The organism is Pantoea dispersa (assembly GCF_014155765.1).
Classification (GTDB): domain Bacteria; phylum Pseudomonadota; class Gammaproteobacteria; order Enterobacterales; family Enterobacteriaceae; genus Pantoea; species Pantoea dispersa.
The window spans coordinates 508,563-528,281 of sequence record NZ_SCKT01000001.1 but is presented as its reverse complement, the minus strand read 5'-3'; the positions used below and the strand labels follow the sequence as shown (position 1 = coordinate 528,281).

Below are 19,719 nucleotides of genomic sequence, written 5' to 3'. Positions count from 1 at the left end.
GTTTGCTGCTGGTCTTACCCCTTTCACCTCACATAAAGATCCGCGCCTGCGCGCCGATAACACCAGCGATCCGCCAATTAATGAGGTGTTTATGTTTAGTCGTGTTCGAGTGGTATCCGGCCTGCTGTGCGTGCTGGCGTTATTTGCCTTACTGCAGCTGTTTTCCGGAGGAATGTTTTTTTCAACGGTGAAAGCCGATAAAGATAATTTTGCGTACAACCAACGTCTTAGCACCCTGCAGCGGGCGATGGGCACCTCATGGGTTTCGCTGGTACAGGCGCGTAACACGCTGAACCGTGCCGGTATCCGCTATCTGCTGGACAGTCAGCAGGCCGGCTCCGGTGCCACGGTAAAAGATCTGGTGGCGCTGGCCAATACGGAGCTGAAAACCGCCGATCAGAGCTTTGCCGAGTTCAACGCTAACCTGTCGGAAAAGGGCAAAAGCGCGGAGAACGTGCTGACGCTGCAGGCCAACTACAACGCGTTTCGCGGGGCGCTGGCCGAGCTGATTGATTTTCTCAGTGCCGGTAACTTTAAAGGCTTTGTCGATCAGCCAACGCAGGGTTTTCAGGACAAATTTGAAAAGGATTACAACGCCTGGCTCGCCTACAACATTGTGCTGGCAAAACAGGGCATTGACGCCAACGAGAGCGCTTACCAACACGCGATTATGCTGGTGGTCGGTACGCTGCTGGTGACGCTGCTGGTGATTGCGCTGGTGTGGAGCGGCATGCGTACGGCGCTGATCCGTCCGCTGCAGCAGAGCATTGAGCACATCCGCCATATTGCGCGCGGCGATCTGACCCAGCCGGTCGATCTCAGCGTGCGCAACGAAATGGGCGACCTGCTCAGTTCGCTGCAGCACATGCAGCAGGAGCTGGCGCGCACCGTACGCATCGTGCGCGACGGTTCGGACGCCATCTACACCGGCGCCAGCGAAATCGCCATGGGCAACAACGATCTCTCTTCGCGTACCGAACAGCAGGCCGCATCGCTGGAGCAGACTGCGGCCAGCATGGAGCAGTTGACCGCCACCGTGAAGCAGAACGCGGAAAACGCCCGTCAGGCGTCGCAGCTGGCGCTGAACGCGTCCGAAACGGCGCTGCAGGGCGGCAAAGTGGTCGATGGCGTGGTCAGTACCATGAAGGACATCGCCGGCAGCTCGAAGAAGATTGCCGATATCACCAGCGTGATTGACGGTATCGCCTTCCAGACCAATATCCTCGCGCTGAACGCCGCGGTGGAAGCGGCACGCGCCGGTGAGCAGGGGCGTGGTTTCGCCGTGGTCGCGGGCGAGGTGCGCAGTCTGGCCCAGCGCAGCGCGCAGGCGGCGAAGGAGATCAAAGGCCTGATTGAAGATTCGGTCAGCCGCGTCAATACCGGTTCGGTGCTGGTAGAGAGCGCGGGCGAAACCATGAGCGAGATCGTCAACGCGGTGACCCGCGTGACCGACATCATGGGCGAAATCGCCTCGGCTTCCGATGAGCAGAGCCGCGGTATCGACCAGGTTGGCCTGGCGGTGAACGAGATGGACCGCGTCACCCAGCAGAACGCGGCGCTGGTGGAAGAGTCCGCGACGGCGGCAGCGGCGCTGGAAGATCAGGCCAGCCGACTGAAACAGTCGGTGGCGGTGTTCAATATTGGTAAAGAATTTGTCGCCCAGGCCGTTAACGTAACTACAGCGCCAAAAATTGCGCGTCCGTCTGCACCGCAGGCGCTGGCGCCAGCGGCAGGAGCTCGTGGCGCTGACGATAACTGGGAAACCTTTTAACCCTTGTGGCCGCCGCAGGGCGGCCCGTGTGAATGGTGTGCACTGGCAGCACAGTAGCAACCGCAGTATCACAATTTAATCAGTTTGTTGCCGGGTGACCCGAAATGAAGAAATCGACGTTATTGGATCAAAATGAAGCCACGACGCTGCTCTCACAAATGGTGCAGCGCCTGCCGCTTTCCGATACACATTTTCGTCGTATCAGCCAGCTGATCTATCAGCGTGCGGGCATCGTGCTGGCCGACCACAAACGCGAGATGGTTTACAACCGTCTGGTACGTCGGCTGCGCATGCTGAATATTGATGATTTTGGTCGCTATCTGGCGCTGCTGGAGCAGGACCCGAACAGTGCTGAGTGGCAGGCGTTTATTAACGCACTGACCACCAACCTGACCTCATTTTTCCGTGAGGCGCACCACTTCCCGATTCTGGCAGAGCATGCGCGCAAACGCAGCGGCAACTACAGCGTGTGGAGCACCGCCGCTTCAACCGGTGAAGAGCCGTACTCGATTGCCATGACGCTGGCAGAAACGCTGGGCACCGGACCGGGGAAATTTTCCGTCCACGCCAGTGATATTGATACGCAGGTGCTGGAGAAAGCGGTAGCGGGCGTTTATCGCCAGGAGGAGCTGCGCACCTTATCGCAGTCGCAGCTGCAGCGCTTCTTCCTGCGCGGCACCGGCCCGCACGCCGGCATGGTGCGCGTGCGCAGCGAGCTGGCCAACATGGTGAACTATGCGCAGCTCAATTTACTGGCGCACGACTGGGCATTGCCGGGGCCGTTCGACGCGATTTTCTGTCGTAACGTGATGATCTATTTCGATAAAGAGACGCAGGAACAAATCCTGCGCCGTTTTGTCCCCCTGCTGAAGCCGGGCGGTCTGCTGTTTGCCGGGCATTCGGAAAACTTCAGTCAGATCAGTAAAGAGTTCTGGCTGCGTGGACAGACTGTCTATGGACTGACCAAGGAAAGACGATGAGCAAAATCACCGTGATGTGCGTGGATGATTCCGCGCTGATGCGCCAGTTGATGACGGAGATCATCAACAGCCATCCCGATATGGAGATGGTCGCGACGGCGCCGGACCCGCTGGTAGCGCGGGATTTGATCAAACAGTACAACCCGCAGGTGCTGACGCTGGATGTCGAAATGCCGCGTATGGATGGCCTCGACTTCCTCGAAAAACTGATGCGCCTGCGGCCGATGCCGGTGGTGATGGTTTCGTCGCTGACCGGTAAAGGATCGGAAGTGACGCTGCGTGCGCTGGAGTTAGGCGCGGTGGATTTCGTCACCAAGCCGCAGCTCGGCATTCGTGAAGGCATGCTGGCCTACAGCCAGATGATCGCCGACAAGATTCGCGCCGCCGCGCGCGCCAAACTGCATGCGCGTGCCGCCACGCCGCAGCCGGTGATGCTGAAAGCGGGGCCGCTGCTGAGCAGCGAAAAGCTGATCGCCATCGGCTCCTCAACCGGTGGCACCGAGGCGATTCGCCATGTGCTGCAGCCGCTGCCGGCCACCAGCCCGGCGCTGCTGATTACGCAGCATATGCCGCCCGGTTTTACCCGCTCGTTTGCCGAGCGGCTGAACAAGCTGTGCCAGATCACCGTAAAAGAGGCGGAAGACGGCGAGCGTATTTTGCCCGGCCACGCCTATATCGCGCCGGGCGCGATGCACATGGAGCTGGCGCGCAGCGGTGCCAACTACGTGGTGAAACTGAACGACGGACCGCCGGTGAACCGCCATAAGCCGTCGGTGGACGTCCTGTTCCGCTCGGTTGCGGTCAACGCCGGGCGAAATGCAGTGGGGGTCATTCTGACCGGCATGGGCAACGACGGCGCGGCCGGGATGCTGGAAATGCACCGTGCCGGCGCGTGGACCATCGCCCAGGATGAAGCCAGCTGTGTGGTATTTGGTATGCCGCGCGAAGCGATAGCGATGGGCGGCACCAGTGAAGTGGTCGATCTGGGCCACATCAGCCAGCATATGCTGGCCAAAATTAGCGCCGGACAGGCATTGCGAATTTAACGAGCCGGTCCTGCCGGACAAGACAACACAGGAGTAGATATGGCTGATAAAAATATGCGCTTTTTGGTAGTGGACGACTTCAACACGATGCGTCGTATCGTCCGTAACCTGCTGAAAGAGCTGGGATTCAATAACGTGGAAGAGGCCGAGGATGGCGTCGACGCCCTGACCAAACTGCGTGCAGGCGGCTTCGATTTCGTTATCTCTGACTGGAACATGCCGAACATGGACGGTCTGGAACTGCTGCAGACCATTCGCGCCGACGCCACGCTGGGCAAACTGCCGGTGCTGATGGTCACTGCCGAAGCCAAGAAAGAGAACATCATCGCCGCCGCGCAGGCCGGTGCCAGCGGTTACGTGGTGAAGCCTTTCACCGCCGCCACGCTGGAAGAGAAGTTGGGCAAAATCTTCGAAAAACTGGGTATGTAAGGAGATGTGATGAGCGACCTTCCGAAACCAACTGAAGAAGCTTCGGCACACGAGATTATTGCCCGGATTGGCTCTTTGACACGTATGCTGCGTGACAGCCTGCGCGAACTGGGGCTGGATCAGGCCATTGCCGAAGCGGCAGAAGCGATTCCGGACGCGCGTGACCGTCTGGATTATGTGGTGCAGATGACCGCACAGGCAGCGGAACGTGCGCTGAACTGTGTGGAAGCGGCGCAGCCACACCAGGACCAGATGGAAGCCGGCGCCACCCAGCTGAAAGGCCGCTGGGATGCCTGGTTTGAAAACCCGATCGAGCTGGCGGATGCACGCGAGTTGGTTTCGGATACGCGCCAGTTCCTTGACGACGTTCCGTCTCACACGGCGTACACCAACAAGCAGCTGCTGGAAATCATGATGGCGCAGGATTTCCAGGACCTGACCGGTCAGGTAATCAAGCGCATGATGGATGTGATCCAGGAGATCGAACGTCAGCTGCTGATGGTACTGCTGGAGAACATGCCGGAAGCCAATGCGGCGGCCCGTAAAGAGGGCAACAGCCTGCTGAACGGTCCGCAGATCCATGCTAACGCGCCAGGTGTGGTATCCAGCCAGGACCAGGTTGACGACCTGCTGGACAGTTTAGGTTTTTAATGCTGAGCGGGTGTTCAACCCGCATCCGAACCCTCTCCCGCCCGGGAGAGGGGACCGCACGACGTGTTTTCCCGTCTGCTCGCCCTGCATGCCCTTAGGTGGCGTAAATTCTGAAACATAGCAAGACAAGTCCTACGTTGGCGCGAGGATATGTTAAGGTAACCTCGTACAGTTTTGTGAGCTACTTCAAATTCTAAACTGAAACGACTACTCTTTTGCTATGCTGCCATTGGTTCTGACCCGCAAAATTTTCGCTGCTGTAACCTTCGGGGCCCCTGTACTGGTGGCCGTTGCGCCTGCGCAGGCCTTCACCGGCAACAGCGACGTCTCCGCAACACCGTTTGCCGATCCGGCACGTTTCCAGAAAATCGCTGATGGATTACCGGCGCTGGGCTATCAGGACGATACGTCGGCGTTCAGTAAAAAGCTGGCGGGCATTGCCAAAAGCATCGGCGAGGCCAGCCAGAACAGCGACAGCGATACCACGCTGGGTCAGCAGGCCGGAATCTGGGCGTTTAACCATTTTCGTGATGAGGTTGCTACCCGGGTGGCGGATGAAGGGCAGTCGCTGCTGTCGCCTTATGGCCAGGCACAGATCGATCTCAACGTCGATATGGAAGGTAACTTCAGCGGCAGCGGGGCTTCGCTGCTGACGCCATGGGCCGATCGCTACAATTACCTCACGTTCAGCCAGCTGGGCGTGCACCAGACTGATGACGGGCTGGTGGGCAATGCCGGGCTGGGACAGCGCTGGGTGGCCGGCAGCTGGCTGCTGGGCTATAACGGCTTCGTTGATCGGCTGTTTGACAGCGGCTTGCAGCGCGCTTCGCTGGGCACCGAGGCCTGGAGCGACTTCCTGCGTTTATCCGCCAACTACTACACGCCGCTGTCCGGCTGGCGCAATCGCAACCCGTTCCAGCAGCAGCGGCTGGCGCGTGGGTATGATGTCACTACCCAGGGCTATCTGCCGTTTTACCGCCAGCTGGGCGTGTCGGTCAGCTGGCAGCAGTATCTCGGCAACAATGTCGATCTGTTTAATTCCGGCAACAGCTATCACAATCCTTCAGCGCTGACGCTGGGCGTCTCCTACACGCCAGTGCCGCTGGTTACCGTATCGGCCAGCCGCAAAACCAGTAACGAAGGCGAGAGCCAGGATCAGCTCGGTTTACGCCTCAATTACCGCTTTGGCGTGGCGCTCAGTCAGCAGCTCAATCCGGATAACGTCGCCGCCGCGCGTTCGCTGCGCGGTAGCCGCTATGATTTGGTCACGCGCAGCAATACGCCGGTGCTGGAGTTCCGCCAGCGTAAAACCCTGTCGGTATTCCTCGCCACGCCGCCGTGGCAGCTTAATGCGGGCGAGAGTTTGCCGCTGAAACTGCAGATCCGCAGTGCTCATCCAATCAGTAAAGTCAGCTGGCAGGGCGATACGCAGGCGCTGAGCCTGACGCCGGGAGCCGATCCCAACGATCCACAGGGCTGGAGTATCATTATGCCGGCGTGGGATGCGTCGCCTGAGGCGAACAACAGTTATCGCCTGTCAGTGACACTGGAGGACAGCAAGCAAAATCGCGTGACTTCCAACTGGATTACGCTGCAGGTGCAGCCGCCGGTGATGCTGGAGCAGGGGGGCGAAAACCGCTTCGACCTGCTGGCACCATAATCAGCGCGGCACCAGAGAAAAAGGGCAGCCGGAGCTGCCCTTTGCTGCATCCTCAGCCGACACTTGCCGGGATGCCATGAGGGTAAATCATCATCAGAACTGGTACACCAGACCGACCGCGGTAATATCGTCGGTTTTCAGGCGCAGCGCGTTGTCATCTTTCAGCAGGTTGATGCGGTATTCGCTGTAGACCGACATGTTCTTGTTGAAGTAGTAGGTGGCACCCACGGACGCGTATTTGAACAGCCAGGCGTCGCCGACGTTTTCAATATTTTTGCCCTTTGAGCTCACGTAGCCCAGCGACGGACGGAAACCGTTCAGGAACTGATACTGCGCCACGGCTTCAAAATTCACCGCTTTGTTGGCGAACCCGCTGTTACCGATTGGCGTAGCGTTGTGGGATTCGCCGTAGATGGTCGCCAGATAGAGCTGGTTAGCATCATATTTCACCCCGGTTTCCCAGTGTTCGGCTTTATCACCTCTGCCGTAGGTGGCAAGGTTTTGCGCGCTGACGCGATTGAGGCTGGCATAGGCGGCAACCGCGCTCAGGCCAAAGTCGGTGTCATACGAGGTGGAAAGGGCGAAACCATCACCGTTGGAGCGGCGTACCGCCAGGTTTGGCATTGCCGCGCTGTCGCTGCGCTCGTTCTTGCCTTCGTACTGCGCTGCGACGTTCCAGCCTTTAACCAGACCGAAGAAATCTTTGTTACGCCAGGTCAGCACGCCGGTGGAGCGACCGGACAGGAAAGCATCGACATAACCGGAATCACCGCCGAAGAAAGGCAGCATATCGGTATAGCCCAGCACGTCATAAATCAGACCATAGTTACGGCCATAGTCAATCGAACCAAACTGCGCGAACTTCAGACCCGCATAGCCGAGGCGGGTTTTGTTACCGGCCTGCGCATCGGCACCTTCCGTGTTACGCAGGCTGAACTGCGATTGCCAGAAACCGTAGCCGGTCAGCTTATCGGTAATTTTGGTTTCGCCCTTAAAACCGATACGGACATACGATGAGGTATCACCATCATTGGTGGTGTCATCGGAGAACAGGTGCGACACGTTAATTTTGCCGACCAGATCCAGCTTGTTACCATCCTTATTATAGATTTCAGCGGCCTGAGCCACAGAAAATCCCAGCAGCAATGGCATGACTGCTGCCAGTAAAGTGCGCTTCATCATTTATATTTTTACCCTGTGTTATTTTTTAATTTTTTAAGCCCCTGGTGGGGTGACAAGAAAATGACACAAAAGGATAAAGATCAGTAGTGCAATAGTTGTAACAAATAATTTCTTATTGGCTACTTGTGCGATTTTCATACGCCAATTCCATTATTCGGAAATGGGAATCGCTTTTACTTATCATGATTAAGTGAGCGTTTAATCGACGATTAATATTTATATTATTGATAAGTAATGATTAAAGTAAGAGGGATATGACTTAATAAAAATAGCGTTTTATTGCCTTAAATAGCACAAGCCTATGCCTTAAAGTTCAATGCTTATGAATCAAAGCAGGCTGATAGTCACCCCGTAAATTATCCGCATTGACGCACTGTGTCGGTTTATTTCAGGCTAAATAATATCCCGATCTTTAATACGTTTAATTACCGGCCAGCCTGGCACAAGGTAGCCAAAATAAGTTAATCAGTTGTTACTAATAAACGGCTGACATGCACCATGCCGATGCCTGAACCGGACTGTCACTTGCACCCGTTAAGCGCAGTGCGCCCCAAAATGGCGCAGCAGACGCCTCATTTTGGCGAAATATCCGCTGTGCGATCACAAAAGCAATATTTCATTTTGCGAATGCATAAATCCGCTAAATAAATTACTGCGGTGCCGCTGTCATCGGATGGTTATTCACTTTTTATGCATTAAATGTGCATAGCGAAAGGGTGTAACTTATTGATATTTCGTTAACGAACCTGATTTATGCATTTTTTCCTCTGGCTGGCACGTTAACTGCACTCTATAGTCGAGCTGCAACTCAGCAACTTTTAACAATTTTAAAACAAAAGCTTCACCCGAAGTGAGGCAGGAGAAATGGCTATGTCACTGCAGGTTTCACGTCACGATTTCGATCAATGGATGATGCCGGTTTATGCCCCTGCGGCTTTTGTGCCGGTGCGTGCCGAGGGTTCTACGCTGTGGGATCAGCAGGGCAAAGAGTACATCGATTTTGCCGGTGGCATCGCGGTGAACGCGCTTGGCCATGCCCATCCCGCGCTGCAGCAGGCACTGACTGAGCAGGCCGGTAAACTGTGGCACACCGGCAACGGCTACACCAACGAACCGATTCTGCGCCTGGCGAAGCAGTTGATTGATGCCACCTTTGCCGACCGCGTGTTCTTCTGTAACTCCGGGGCGGAAGCCAACGAGGCCGCGCTGAAGCTGGCGCGTAAAGTGGCGCACGACCGTTTCGGTGCCGAAAAAAACGGTATCGTCGCCTTCACCAATGCCTTCCACGGCCGCACCCTGTTCACCGTTTCAGCCGGCGGCCAGCCCGCCTATTCGCGCGATTTCGCCCCGTTACCGCCAGCCATTCAGCATGCCACCTTTAACGATCTGGCCTCGGCGGCGGCCTTAATTAATGACCAGACCTGCGCGGTCATCGTCGAGCCGATTCAGGGCGAAGGCGGTGTATTACCGGCCGATCCGGCGTTCCTGCGCGGACTGCGCGAATTGTGCGACCGCCATCAGGCGCTGCTGATTTTTGATGAAGTGCAGAGCGGCGTCGGCCGTACCGGCTCGCTGTATGCCTATATGCATTACGGCGTCACGCCTGATGTGCTGAGCACCGCCAAGGCGCTGGGCGGCGGCTTCCCCATCGGTGCGATGCTGACGCGTGAAGATCTGGCGCAGGTGATGGGCGTCGGCACGCACGGCACCACTTACGGCGGCAACCCGCTGGCCGGTGCGGTGGCCGGTAAAGTGCTGGAGCTGATCAATCAGCCTGAGTTTATGGCTGGCGTCGCCGAGCGGCACCAGTGGTTTGTCACGGCGCTGCAGGAGATCAACCAGCGGCTGCCGGTGTTTAAAGAGATTCGCGGCCTGGGCCTGCTGATTGGCGCGGTACTGAATGACGATTTTGCCGGTAAAGCCAAACAGTTCAACCTGACGGCGGCGGAAGAGGGCGTGATGGTTCTGATCGCCGGTGCCAGCGTGGTGCGCTTTGCCCCGGCGCTGAACATCAGCGAGCGTGAAGTAAAAGAAGGGCTGGCGCGCTTCGAACGCGCCTGCGCACGCGTGCTCAAAGGAGCCACATCATGATGGTGATTCGCCCCGTCGAACGTGACGATCTGCCGCAGCTGCTGGCGCTGGCGGGGAAAACCGGCGGCGGTCTGACCTCGCTGCCTGCTGACAGCGAGACGCTGAAGGCGCGCATTGAGCGCTCGCTGCAAACCTGGCAGGACGCGCTGCCGCGCGCTGAACAGGGCTACGTGTTTGTACTGGCGGATAGCAGTGACAATCGCGCCGTCGGCATCTGCGCCATTGAAGTAGCGGTAGGTTTGCAGGATCCCTGGTACAACTTCCGCGTCGGTACCCAGGTGCACGCCTCGAAAGAGCTGAACGTCTACGCCAGTTTGCCGACGCTGTCGCTGAGTAACGATCACACCGGCAGCAGCGAACTGTGCACGCTGTTCCTCGATCCTGACTACCGCGACGGTAAAAACGGCCATCTGCTGTCCAAGTCGCGCTTTCTGTTTATGGCGAATTTCCGCGAGCGCTTCATGAAGCACGTGGTTGCGGAGATGCGCGGCGTCAGCGACGAGCAGGGACATTCCCCATTCTGGGACAGCGTGGGCAGCCGTTTCTTCTCTATGGAGTTTCGCCAGGCCGATTTTCTCAGCGGCACCGGGCAAAAAGCTTTTATCGCAGAACTGATGCCCAAGCATCCGCTGTATATCCACTATCTGTCGGAAGCGGCACAGCAGGTGATTGGCGAAGTCCACCCGAAAACCGCGCCGGCGCGCGCGGTGCTGGAAGCCGAGGGTTTCCGCTATCTCAACTATATCGACATCTTTGACGGCGGCCCGACGCTGGAGTGTGAGATCGACCGCATCCGCGCCATCCGCAAGAGCAGAGTGCTGACCGCCAGCGAGGGCGAAGCTGAGGCGCACTGGCCGCTGTGTCTGGTGGCGAACTGCGACTATCAGCAGTTCCGCGTGGCGCTGCTGCCGGTCGATATCGCATCCGGACAGGTTCTGATTAATCAGCAGCAGCGCACCGCGCTGCGCTGCGACTATGGCGATTCGCTGCGGGTGGTTACCCTGGGTCGCGAGGAGAATAACGCATGACGCATTTTATCAACGGTGAATGGCAGCCGGGCAGCGCGGAGACGCTGAGTAAACACAATCCGGTGAGCGGCGAGATCTTATGGCAGGGCAACGCCGCTTCTGCGGCGCAGGTAGCGGCGGCCTGTGAGGCGGCTCGCGCGGCGTTCCCGGCTTGGGCACGTCTGCCGTTTGCTGCCCGTCAGGCGCGGGTAGAGGACTTTGCCCGTCTGCTGGAGCGGGATAAAACCGAGCTGGCGGCAATCATCGCCCGTGAGACCGGCAAGCCGCGCTGGGAAACGCTGACCGAAGTGCAGGCGATGATCAATAAAGTGGCCATTTCGGTTAAGGCCTATCACACCCGCACCGGCGAGCAGGCGGAGGGTGAGAGTTCACTGCGCCACCGGCCGCACGGCGTGCTGGCGGTGTTCGGCCCGTATAACTTCCCCGGCCATCTGCCGAACGGACATATCGTGCCGGCGCTGCTGGCGGGCAACTGCGTGTTGTTTAAACCGAGCGAACTGACCCCCGCCACCGCAGAGAAAACCGTGCAGCTGTGGCAGGAAGCGGGCCTGCCGGCGGGTACGCTGGCGCTGTTACAGGGCGGACGTGATACCGGCCAGGCGCTGGCGCAGGCGGAGCAGATTGACGGCCTGCTGTTTACCGGTAGCGCGGCCACCGGCTATCACCTGCATCGCCAGTTCGCCGGCCAGCCGGAGAAAATGCTGGCGCTGGAGATGGGCGGCAACAATGCGCTGATTGTGGAAGATCCGGCCGACATTGATGGCGCGGTGCATATCGCTATTCAGTCGGCGTTCATTACCGCCGGCCAGCGCTGCACCTGCGCGCGTCGTTTGCTGGTGAAACGCGGTGCGGCGGGCGATGCCTTCCTGCAGCGCCTGGTCGAAGTGAGTGCGCGCCTCAAACCGGCAGCGTGGGATGCCGAACCGCAGCCATTTATGGGCAGCGTGATTTCGCCCGCCGCCGCCGGGCAGATCTTCGCTGCCTGGCAGCAGCGGATTGCGCTGGGTGGCAAGGAGTTGCTGGCGATGCGCTGGCCGGATCGCGACAGCGCCATTATCACGCCCGGCATCATCGACATGACCGGCGTCGCCGGACTGCCTGACGAAGAGGTGTTCGGACCACTGCTGCAGGTCATCCGCTACGACCATTACGCGCAGGCGATTGGCCTCGCCAACGACACGCGCTACGGATTGTCGTGCGGGCTGGTGTCACCGCAGCGTGACCAGTTTGATCAGCTGCTGCTGGAAGCGCGCGCCGGCATCGTGAACTGGAATAAACCGCTGACCGGCGCCGCCAGTTCGGCACCGTTTGGCGGCGTGGGCGCCTCCGGTAATCACCGTGCCAGCGCCTGGTACGCGGCGGATTACTGCGCCTGGCCGATGGCCTCGCTGGAGAGCAGCAGCTTAGCGCTGCCGGGCAGCCTGTCGCCAGGGCTCGATTTTGCTGCTTCAGGAGCGACATCATGAAGGCGTTTGAAGCAAACTTTGATGGTCTGGTCGGCCTGACGCACCACTACGCTGGCCTGTCGTTTGGCAACGAAGCCTCCACGCGCAATCAGCTGCAGCCCTCCAATCCGCGGCTGGCGGCTAAACAGGGGCTGCTGAAAATGAAGGCGCTGGCCGACATGGGCTATGTGCAGGGCGTTATCCCTCCGCACGAGCGGCCTAATCTGCCGCTGCTGCGCCAGCTGGGATTCAGCGGCAGCGATGCGCAGGTGCTGGCCAAAGCAGCCCGGCAGGCACCGCAGCTGCTGTCAGCGGCCAGTTCGGCGTCGGCGATGTGGGTGGCCAATGCGGCCACGGTTTCGCCATCGGCCGACAGCGCCGACGGCAAAGTGCATTTTACCGTTGCCAACCTCAACAATAAGTTCCACCGGGCGATTGAAGCGCCGGAAACCGCCGACCTGCTGCGCGCCATCTTCCGCGATGGCCGCCACTTCAGCGTACACGACGCGCTGCCGCAGGTGGCGCTGTTTGGTGACGAAGGCGCAGCCAACCATAACCGCTTCGGCGCTGACTATGGCGCGCCCGGCGTTCAGCTGTTTGTCTACGGTCGTGACGGCCAGCAGCAGGGCAGCGCACCGGCGCGCTATCCGGCGCGTCAGACGCGTGAAGCCAGCGCGGCGGTGGCGAGATTGCATCAGCTGGATGACGCGCGCACGCTGTTCGCGCAGCAAAATCCGGCGGTGATCGATCAGGGGGTGTTCCACAATGATGTAATCGCCGTCAGCAATCAGCAGGTGTTTTTCTGCCACGAAGAGGCGTTTGTCGACCAGCCCCAGCTGCTGCAACAGCTGGCGGCGCAGGTGCCGGGCTTCCAGCCGGTTGTGGTACCGCGCGATCGGGTGTCAGTGGCCGATGCGGTGAACACCTATCTGTTTAACAGCCAGCTGCTACAGCATCCGGACGGCGGCATGCGGCTGGTGCTGCCGGAAGAGTCGCGCCAGCATCCCGGCGTGTGGCGCTACCTGAGCGAGCTGGTGGAGAGCGGCGGCCCGATTCGCGCGCTGCAGGTGTTTGATCTGCGTGAGAGCATGTGCAACGGCGGCGGACCGGCTTGTCTGCGTCTGCGCGTAGTGTTAACCGAGGCGGAGCGTCAGGCCGTCAATCCGGCCGTGCTGATGAACGATCGCCTGTTTACGCGTCTGAATGACTGGGTGGATCGTCACTATCGCGACCGCCTGACGCAGGCCGACCTGGCCGATCCGCAGCTGCTGAGCGAAGGGCGAAGCGCGCTGGACGAGCTGACACAGCTGCTAGACTTAGGCAGTGTCTACGCGTTTCAGCGTTAACGCCGGGGGCAAATGTGTTGCCCCCTGTGTCAGAAAGGAGTGAACATGCAGGACTTTTTACAGCAAACCCTGTCAGGCAGGCCGCCCGCGCAGCGGCAGGGCAGTAACGCCCACCTGCACTGGCAGTGGCATGATGAGGGCATACTATCCCTGACACCGCATACGCCCACGCAGCAGGCGCTGGTCCTCTCCGCCGGGATTCACGGCAACGAGACCGCCCCGGTGGAGATCCTCAACCTGTTGCTGACGCCGCTGCTGCAGGGGGAAAAACCGCTGGCCGTGCGCCTGCTGGTGATCCTCGGCAACCCGGCGGCGCTGCGCAGCGGCAAACGCTACCAGCATTATGATATCAACCGGCTGTTCGGTGGCCGTTGGCAACAGGTGGCCGACGTACCGGAGGCGCAGCGCGCGCTCCAGCTGGAGCAGGCGCTGGAGAACTTCTGGTGTGAGTGCCTCGATCACGAAATTCGCTGGCATCTCGATTTGCACACCGCGATTCGCGGTTCGTGGCATACGCGCTTTGGCGTGATGCCGCTCAACAGCCAGCCGTGGCCTGCGGATTTTTTACACTGGCTGGCAGCGGCCGAACTGGAAGCGCTGGTGTTCCACCGTGCGCCGGGCGGTACTTTTACCCACTTCAGCTGTGAACACTACGCGGCAGCCAGCTGTACGCTGGAGCTGGGAAAGGCGCTGCCGTTTGGCGAGAACGATCTTACTCAGTTCAGCGGCGTGCAGCGTGCGCTGGCGGCGCTGCTGTACGGTGAGGCGCTGCCGGCGGTGCGCGAAACGCCGCGCCATTACCGCGTGGCGCAGCAAATCACCCGGCACGGCGAACAGTTTGTTCTGCATATGGGCCCGGAAACTCTCAACTTCACGGCTTTCCCGCAGGGCACGCTGCTGGCGGAAGAGGGTGAGCGGCGCTATTACGTGCAGCAGGCGCGTGAATATGTGCTGTTCCCCAATCCCAACGTGGCACCGGGCCTGCGCGCCGGGCTGATGCTGGTGGAGGAGAGTGAGCAGACCCAGGCGCTGGAGTTGTAATCGAAAGCTTTACCCGGCAATCCCTCCTCTCCCTGTGACGGGAGAGGTCACGGGTGAGCAGAGAACGTGCGCAAATTAACGACATTTTCCCTTCCGCAAAACCGACAAAGCCATTACACTCCTCCTTAATTCCTGCGCTTTCCCCTTGATCGTCATACTCTTTTGCAATTCCTCACGCATTTCTTCGCAATCTCTCCATGATTGCCCGATAACTGTCTTTTATGCTTGCAGGGCTTTACTCAGCCTCTGAGTAGTTGACGTTCAGCGTCGTATGCTTGTTTCCGAAGACGCGACACAGGCTGTCGTCATTAAACTGAAAAGTAAGGACAATATTATGCGTAAACTGACCTCCCTGTTTCTGGCTACCGCAATGGCTTTCGGTGCCGCCAATATCGTCCATGCTGCGGCTGACAACCTGACGCCGCCGCCAGCGGGCAGTGAAAAACCGATGCACAAGCCGATGCGCCACCACGGCATGGACATGATGTTCAAAGACCTCAACCTGACCGACGCGCAGAAAACCCAGATTCGCGACATCCTGCGTGACAGCCACAAAGACATGAAGCGTCCATCGCTGGAAGAGCGTCGTGCTAACCACAGCATCATCGCATCCGACACCTTTGACCGTGCCAAAGCAGAAGCGCAGGCAGACAAAATGAGCGCCAATGCGAAAGAGCATGCGCTGAAGATGCTGGAAACCCAGAACAAGATCTATAACGTGCTGACGCCAGACCAGAAGAAGCAGTACAACGCCAACTTTGAGAAACGTCTGACAGAAAAAGGCCCGCATGACGGGAAAATGCCGCCACCGCCGGCTGATGGTGAATAAGCCGTTTAGCTCACCGGTTTGAGACCGCCGACGTTGTCCATTGCACACGCTGCTTTGGGCAGCGTCGGCGGTTTTGCGTTACAGCTCAATCAGCGGATAAACGCCGGACAGCAGCGGTCGGCAGAGAATTTTGTAGCCGTCATGGTCGAAGCCGTGACGCGCACGCTGCAGCTGACGCGCTTCCTGCTCACTGCTGACCGATCCCAGCCAGAACCAGTGATCGATGACGTGAATCTGCGTCATCTCCGTCCCGCGCTCCACCATACCCACCGGGCCCTGCCACGGCCAGCACACCACGCGCAGCTGCTCCAGCCCTGTCAGCAGGCGCTGCTGATGCGCCGCCAGCGGTTCCGCCCCGCAGCAGGCACCGGCACAGCGTTTAAGCGCCGCGCGGAAACAGCCGCGCCCCGGCTGCAGGCGCTCTAATCCCAGCAGGCCGTGACACAGGCGCAGCTCATCGGCGAGGCTTTTCAGCTTCTCTAACGCGGCAAAGCGGCTGCGGAATAGCCCGTACAGGTCAGGCGAGGAGGAGAAATCGAGATCGCGCGCGTAAACCACCTGCGGTGCGCCATCGCCCAGCTGCAGCGAGCACAGCTGGCGGTTTTTGCGCAGGCGCTTATTGAACAGCGGCTGCTGTGTTTTGATCATCTGCGCTTCGAGCAGCTGTGCGCCCACGTCCCCGGCGGTGGGGATCCAGCTGACGCGTCGCGCCTGGCGCAGCATGCTGGCTTCATCCGCCGTGCGAAAATGGGCCATCACCCGGCTGCGCAGGTTGATACTCTTGCCGATGTACAGCGGCAGGTTGTCGTTATCACCGTGGAAAGTGTAAACGCCCGGCTGATTAGGCAAGCCTTCCAGCCACTGACGCAGATGTTCGGGATATTGATAGATAGCCGCCGCATCAAATTCGAGGCGATGGCGGTTTGCTCGTCTGACCAAAGAACGCTCCGCTTACTGGTTGTGCATACAGTATATCAGCGTGCGCGTTTTCTCGCCAGCGGGGACGTGAAGAGGCAGGCTTCCCGCAAGGGGAGCGGGAAGCCGCAGGGATTACTTCTTCCAGAAATCGTCGAACACGGTGATCGGCGGACGACGTTTATGCTCGGTTTTGGTATACCAGCCTTCAATGATTTTCGCCGCGTCGGCGTCGATGGTTTTGCCTTCGAGGAAATCATCAATCTGCTGATAGGTCACGCCCAGCGCCACTTCATCCTGCAGACCGGGACGCTCGTCCTCCAGATCGGCGGTGGGGTGTTTGAGATAGAGGTGTTCCGGGCAGCCGAGCGCTTTCAGCAGCTGTTTGCCCTGGCCTTTGTTGAGGCGGAAAATCGGGTTGATGTCGCTGCCGCCGTCGCCGTACTTGGTAAAGAAGCCGGTCACTGCTTCTGCGGCGTGATCGGTGCCGACCACGACACCTTTGGTCATGCCGGCAATACTGTACTGGGCTTTCATGCGTTCGCGCGCTTTCTCGTTGCCGCGCACAAAATCCGACAGGGCAATGCCCGCCTCCTGCAGTGCGCGCTCGCTGGCCAGCACCGCTTCTTTGATGTTGACCACCAGCGTGCGATCCGGCTGGATGAATGCCAGCGCATCCTGACAATCCTGCTCGTCAGCCTGCACGCCATACGGCAGGCGCACGGCGATAAAGCTGTAGTCGTGATCGCCGGTCTCTTCACGCAGTTCAGTAATGGCAGTCTGCGCCAGCTTGCCGGTCAGCGTTGAGTCCTGACCGCCGCTGATGCCGAGCACCAGGGTTTTGATAAACGGATGGGCTTTCAGATAGGACTTCAGAAAATCGACGCTGACGCGGATCTCCTGCTGCGGGTCGATAACCGGTTTAACACCCAGGGCCTGAATGATTTCCTGCTGCAGTGACATGAACCTCTCCTCAAGTCGGTAGCCTGACGGCACAATGCGAATCATGTGCTAAAGCTAACGCCTCCGCAGAAAAACAACAAGCCGAACGGCTTGTTGTCCGGTGTTTCTGTTGGCAATTCAGGCGCTTTTTGGTTTCTGCGCCAGCAGCATGAACATCACGATGGCCAGCATAAAGCAGCCAAAGATGGTGGCGGTCATGCTGATTACCGAGGTGCCGCCGAGGCCGGTGATTGGTACGCTGAGCGCGCCGAGCGAGAACATCGCAACGCCGATCACCGCCGAGGCGCTGCCGGCGCGGTGGCCCTGGCTCTGCATCGCCAGCGATGACGCGGTGGTGGCGATCACGCCGTTACTGGCGATGGTGAAGAACAGCGCCACCAGCACCAGCGGCAGCGGCGCGCCGCTCACGCCGGCCAGCAGCAGGCAGCTGGAGGCGACAAACGCCAGCGTCAGGCCGCCCTTCAGCACGCGATATTCGCCCCACAGCGGACAGAGCCGGGCGCTGGTCTGGGAAGCAATCACCAGGCCAATACCGTTCGCCGCAAAGCACAAGCTGAACGCCTGCGGTGACAGGCCGTAAATCTGCTGCAGTACAAACGGCGAGGCGCCGATATAAGCAAACATGCCGGACATCATGAAGCCCTGCGTCAGGCAGAAGCCCATAAACGGCCGGTGGGTGATGACCTGGCCGAGCGCCGCCCAGGCGGAGAAGATCGATCCCTGGCTACGGCGTTCGGCCGGCAGGGTTTCGCGCAGCTTCCAGCGCGCCAGCAGAATCAGCAGCACGGCAATCGCGCCCAGCACTACAAAGATGCCGCGCCAGTTCAGCACCGTCATCAGCGCACCGCCCAGCACCGGCGCACCAATCGGTGCCAGGCCATTCACCAGCATCAGCAGGGCAAAAAAGCGCGTCAGCTCATGGCCGCTATACATATCGCGGGCAATGGCACGCGACAGCACCGCGCCGCCGGCACCGGCCAGCCCTTCAAACAGGCGTGCCACCAGCAGAGCGTGAATATCCTTTGCCAGCGCACAGCCAATCGAGGCGATGAACAGCAGCGCCAGCGACAGCAGCAGCGGACGAATACGACCAAACTTATCGCTCATCGGACCAAACAGCAGCTGTCCGGCGCCCAGCCCCAGCAGACCGGCGGTCAGACTTAGCTGGGCGGTGGCGGTTTCGCTACCGAGGTCGCGCGCCAGTTCAGGCAGGGCAGGCAGATAGAGATCGATACAAAGCGGCCCGAGCGCGGCGAGCAGGCCGAGCGTGATGGCATAAACCAGCCGGTTAGGGTGTGCAGGTGTCATTGATCCTCTGTGTTATTTTTGGCTTTAAGATGTATCTTGCGCCGCGATTATACGGAGCCGGTGACGGCAACACAGCATCTTTACGTAATCCTGACGCTTCAGAACTGACCGAAAGCACCGCCATTGAGTTGATAAATCTGGAATTATGTTCCAGGCTTAGTGGGACATGGACAAAGTATGAGGAACAACAAGATGAATAAAGTGCTGGGATGTATCGCTGCCGCTATGACGCTGGCAGCCCTGTCTGGTTGTACAACTTACGATCGTGCGGAAAGCTACGTGACTAAGCCTGTGGTGAAGGATGTGAAAAAAGGCATGACGCGTGAACAGGTGCGCCAGATTGCCGGACCGGCGTCAACCGAAATCACCATGGTTCACGCACGGGGTACCTGCCAGACCTACGTGATTGGTGAGCGTGATGGCAAACAGCAGACTTACTTTGTGAGCTATAACGACACCGGTCGCGTCATGAACTACGGCTTCCAGAGCTGTAAGGATTACGATACCGATCCGCAAGCCGCGCAGTAACGGCAGCAGAATAACAAACGGCCCGTCTCAGACGGGCCGTTTTTCTTTGTGCGCTTACAGCCCATACGGCCGCGGCACCTCAGTGTAGCTGCCGCTGATCTCGCGCTGATAGTAGTGACCATCCTGCACGTAATAGCGTTTGCCGTTGTAATCCAGAACGCGCATGGCGCTGGCCGGTGGGCCATCCGGTGGCTGGACCACCACGTAGGTATCGCCCTGCCGCTGGTAGTAGCTACCGTTCAGCAGATAGTAGGTCAGTCCGCCAATCAGCACGGCGGTCGCGGCCTCCGGCAGAAAACGCAGCGGTCCGGGATGGCCCCAGCGGGGTCCCGGACCACCCCAGTGCGGGCCGGGGCCCGGCCCCCAGCCATACGGATGAGCAAAACTTACGGTTGGCGCTATCAGGGTTAACGCCAGCATTGAGGCGATAACGTTTCTCATGAGGGTTCTCCTGCGGTAACTCCCCGCAGCATTCGCCTTTCAGCGCGCAAACTCAAGCAAAAAAC

At 59.2% G+C, this 19,719-nt stretch carries 18 protein-coding genes; 13 read left to right on the top strand and 5 right to left on the bottom strand.

The features are described 5' to 3' along the window. Positions 1–91 precede the first annotated feature (91 nt). The 6 genes from H7K56_RS02525 (at position 92) to H7K56_RS02500 (ending at position 6,537) form a co-directional block, all read left to right on the top strand. The gene (locus tag H7K56_RS02525; RefSeq protein ID WP_150361769.1) at positions 92–1,771 is read left to right on the top strand and encodes a methyl-accepting chemotaxis protein; all 1,680 of its coding nucleotides are present in this window, start codon (positions 92–94) and stop codon (positions 1,769–1,771) included. Positions 1,772–1,875: 104 nt separating this feature from the next. After that, on the top strand, positions 1,876–2,751 hold the full coding sequence (cheR, locus tag H7K56_RS02520; RefSeq protein ID WP_031279190.1) for a protein-glutamate O-methyltransferase CheR: 876 nt from the start codon (positions 1,876–1,878) through the stop codon (positions 2,749–2,751). Further along, entirely contained in the window at positions 2,748–3,797 is a 1,050-nt protein-coding gene (locus H7K56_RS02515) for a protein-glutamate methylesterase/protein-glutamine glutaminase (RefSeq protein ID WP_021506273.1), read from the top strand. The genes cheR and H7K56_RS02515 overlap by 4 nt, the downstream gene beginning before the upstream one ends. Before the next feature lie 39 nt (positions 3,798–3,836). After that, the gene (cheY, locus tag H7K56_RS02510) at positions 3,837–4,226 is read left to right on the top strand and encodes a chemotaxis response regulator CheY (protein ID WP_021506272.1); all 390 of its coding nucleotides are present in this window, start codon (positions 3,837–3,839) and stop codon (positions 4,224–4,226) included. Positions 4,227–4,235: 9 nt separating this feature from the next. Next, positions 4,236–4,877 carry a protein phosphatase CheZ gene (gene cheZ / locus H7K56_RS02505; RefSeq protein ID WP_058757663.1) on the top strand — a complete coding sequence of 214 codons (642 nt, stop codon included), beginning with the start codon at positions 4,236–4,238 and terminating at the stop codon, positions 4,875–4,877. A gap of 220 nt (positions 4,878–5,097) precedes the next feature. Beyond that, on the top strand, positions 5,098–6,537 hold the full coding sequence (locus H7K56_RS02500) for a YchO/YchP family invasin (RefSeq protein ID WP_150361768.1): 1,440 nt from the start codon (positions 5,098–5,100) through the stop codon (positions 6,535–6,537). A gap of 93 nt (positions 6,538–6,630) precedes the next feature. Here the strand turns inward: H7K56_RS02500 and H7K56_RS02495 are convergent, their stop codons facing one another. Then, positions 6,631–7,719, bottom strand: coding sequence for a porin (locus H7K56_RS02495; RefSeq protein ID WP_150361767.1), 1,089 nt, complete (start codon positions 7,717–7,719; stop codon positions 6,631–6,633). A gap of 870 nt (positions 7,720–8,589) precedes the next feature. Here H7K56_RS02495 and H7K56_RS02490 point away from each other — a divergent pair. From H7K56_RS02490 to spy, 6 genes are all read left to right on the top strand, one after another. After that, positions 8,590–9,810 (top strand): aspartate aminotransferase family protein, encoded by a 1,221-nt coding sequence (locus H7K56_RS02490; RefSeq protein ID WP_058757664.1) that lies wholly within the window; start codon positions 8,590–8,592, stop codon positions 9,808–9,810. Then, a complete protein-coding gene (astA, locus tag H7K56_RS02485) occupies positions 9,807–10,838 on the top strand; it encodes an arginine N-succinyltransferase (RefSeq protein WP_150361766.1) in 1,032 nt (343 codons plus the stop codon). The genes H7K56_RS02490 and astA overlap by 4 nt, the downstream gene beginning before the upstream one ends. After that, the gene (gene astD / locus H7K56_RS02480; protein WP_150361765.1) at positions 10,835–12,304 is read left to right on the top strand and encodes a succinylglutamate-semialdehyde dehydrogenase; all 1,470 of its coding nucleotides are present in this window, start codon (positions 10,835–10,837) and stop codon (positions 12,302–12,304) included. Before astA ends, astD begins: the two co-directional genes overlap by 4 nt. Then, entirely contained in the window at positions 12,301–13,629 is a 1,329-nt protein-coding gene (gene astB / locus H7K56_RS02475; RefSeq protein ID WP_150361764.1) for an N-succinylarginine dihydrolase, read from the top strand. The genes astD and astB overlap by 4 nt, the downstream gene beginning before the upstream one ends. Positions 13,630–13,674: 45 nt before the next feature. Then, complete coding sequence (gene astE, locus H7K56_RS02470) at positions 13,675–14,670, top strand: succinylglutamate desuccinylase (protein ID WP_150361763.1); 996 nt, start codon at positions 13,675–13,677, stop codon at positions 14,668–14,670. Positions 14,671–15,004: 334 nt separating this feature from the next. Beyond that, complete coding sequence (spy, locus tag H7K56_RS02465; protein ID WP_021506263.1) at positions 15,005–15,499, top strand: ATP-independent periplasmic protein-refolding chaperone Spy; 495 nt, start codon at positions 15,005–15,007, stop codon at positions 15,497–15,499. 78 nt (positions 15,500–15,577) lie between these two features. On the opposite strand, the gene cho is transcribed toward spy, so the two are convergent. The 3 genes from cho to H7K56_RS02450 all read right to left on the bottom strand — a co-directional run bounded on the left by cho (position 15,578) and on the right by H7K56_RS02450 (position 18,685). Beyond that, a complete protein-coding gene (cho, locus tag H7K56_RS02460) occupies positions 15,578–16,438 on the bottom strand; it encodes an excinuclease Cho (protein ID WP_150361762.1) in 861 nt (286 codons plus the stop codon). Between the two features lie 111 nt (positions 16,439–16,549). After that, positions 16,550–17,377 (bottom strand): NAD(+) synthase, encoded by an 828-nt coding sequence (gene nadE / locus H7K56_RS02455; RefSeq protein ID WP_150361761.1) that lies wholly within the window; start codon positions 17,375–17,377, stop codon positions 16,550–16,552. Between the two features lie 117 nt (positions 17,378–17,494). Beyond that, positions 17,495–18,685 carry a multidrug effflux MFS transporter gene (locus H7K56_RS02450; RefSeq protein WP_058785642.1) on the bottom strand — a complete coding sequence of 397 codons (1,191 nt, stop codon included), beginning with the start codon at positions 18,683–18,685 and terminating at the stop codon, positions 17,495–17,497. Between the two features lie 192 nt (positions 18,686–18,877). Between H7K56_RS02450 and osmE the strand changes: the two genes are divergently transcribed. Continuing rightward, positions 18,878–19,213 (top strand): osmotically-inducible lipoprotein OsmE, encoded by a 336-nt coding sequence (osmE, locus tag H7K56_RS02445; protein WP_021506259.1) that lies wholly within the window; start codon positions 18,878–18,880, stop codon positions 19,211–19,213. A gap of 54 nt (positions 19,214–19,267) precedes the next feature. On the opposite strand, the gene H7K56_RS02440 is transcribed toward osmE, so the two are convergent. Next, positions 19,268–19,654, bottom strand: coding sequence for a DUF6515 family protein (locus H7K56_RS02440; RefSeq protein ID WP_150361760.1), 387 nt, complete (start codon positions 19,652–19,654; stop codon positions 19,268–19,270). Between the last annotated feature and the right edge of the window lie 65 nt (positions 19,655–19,719).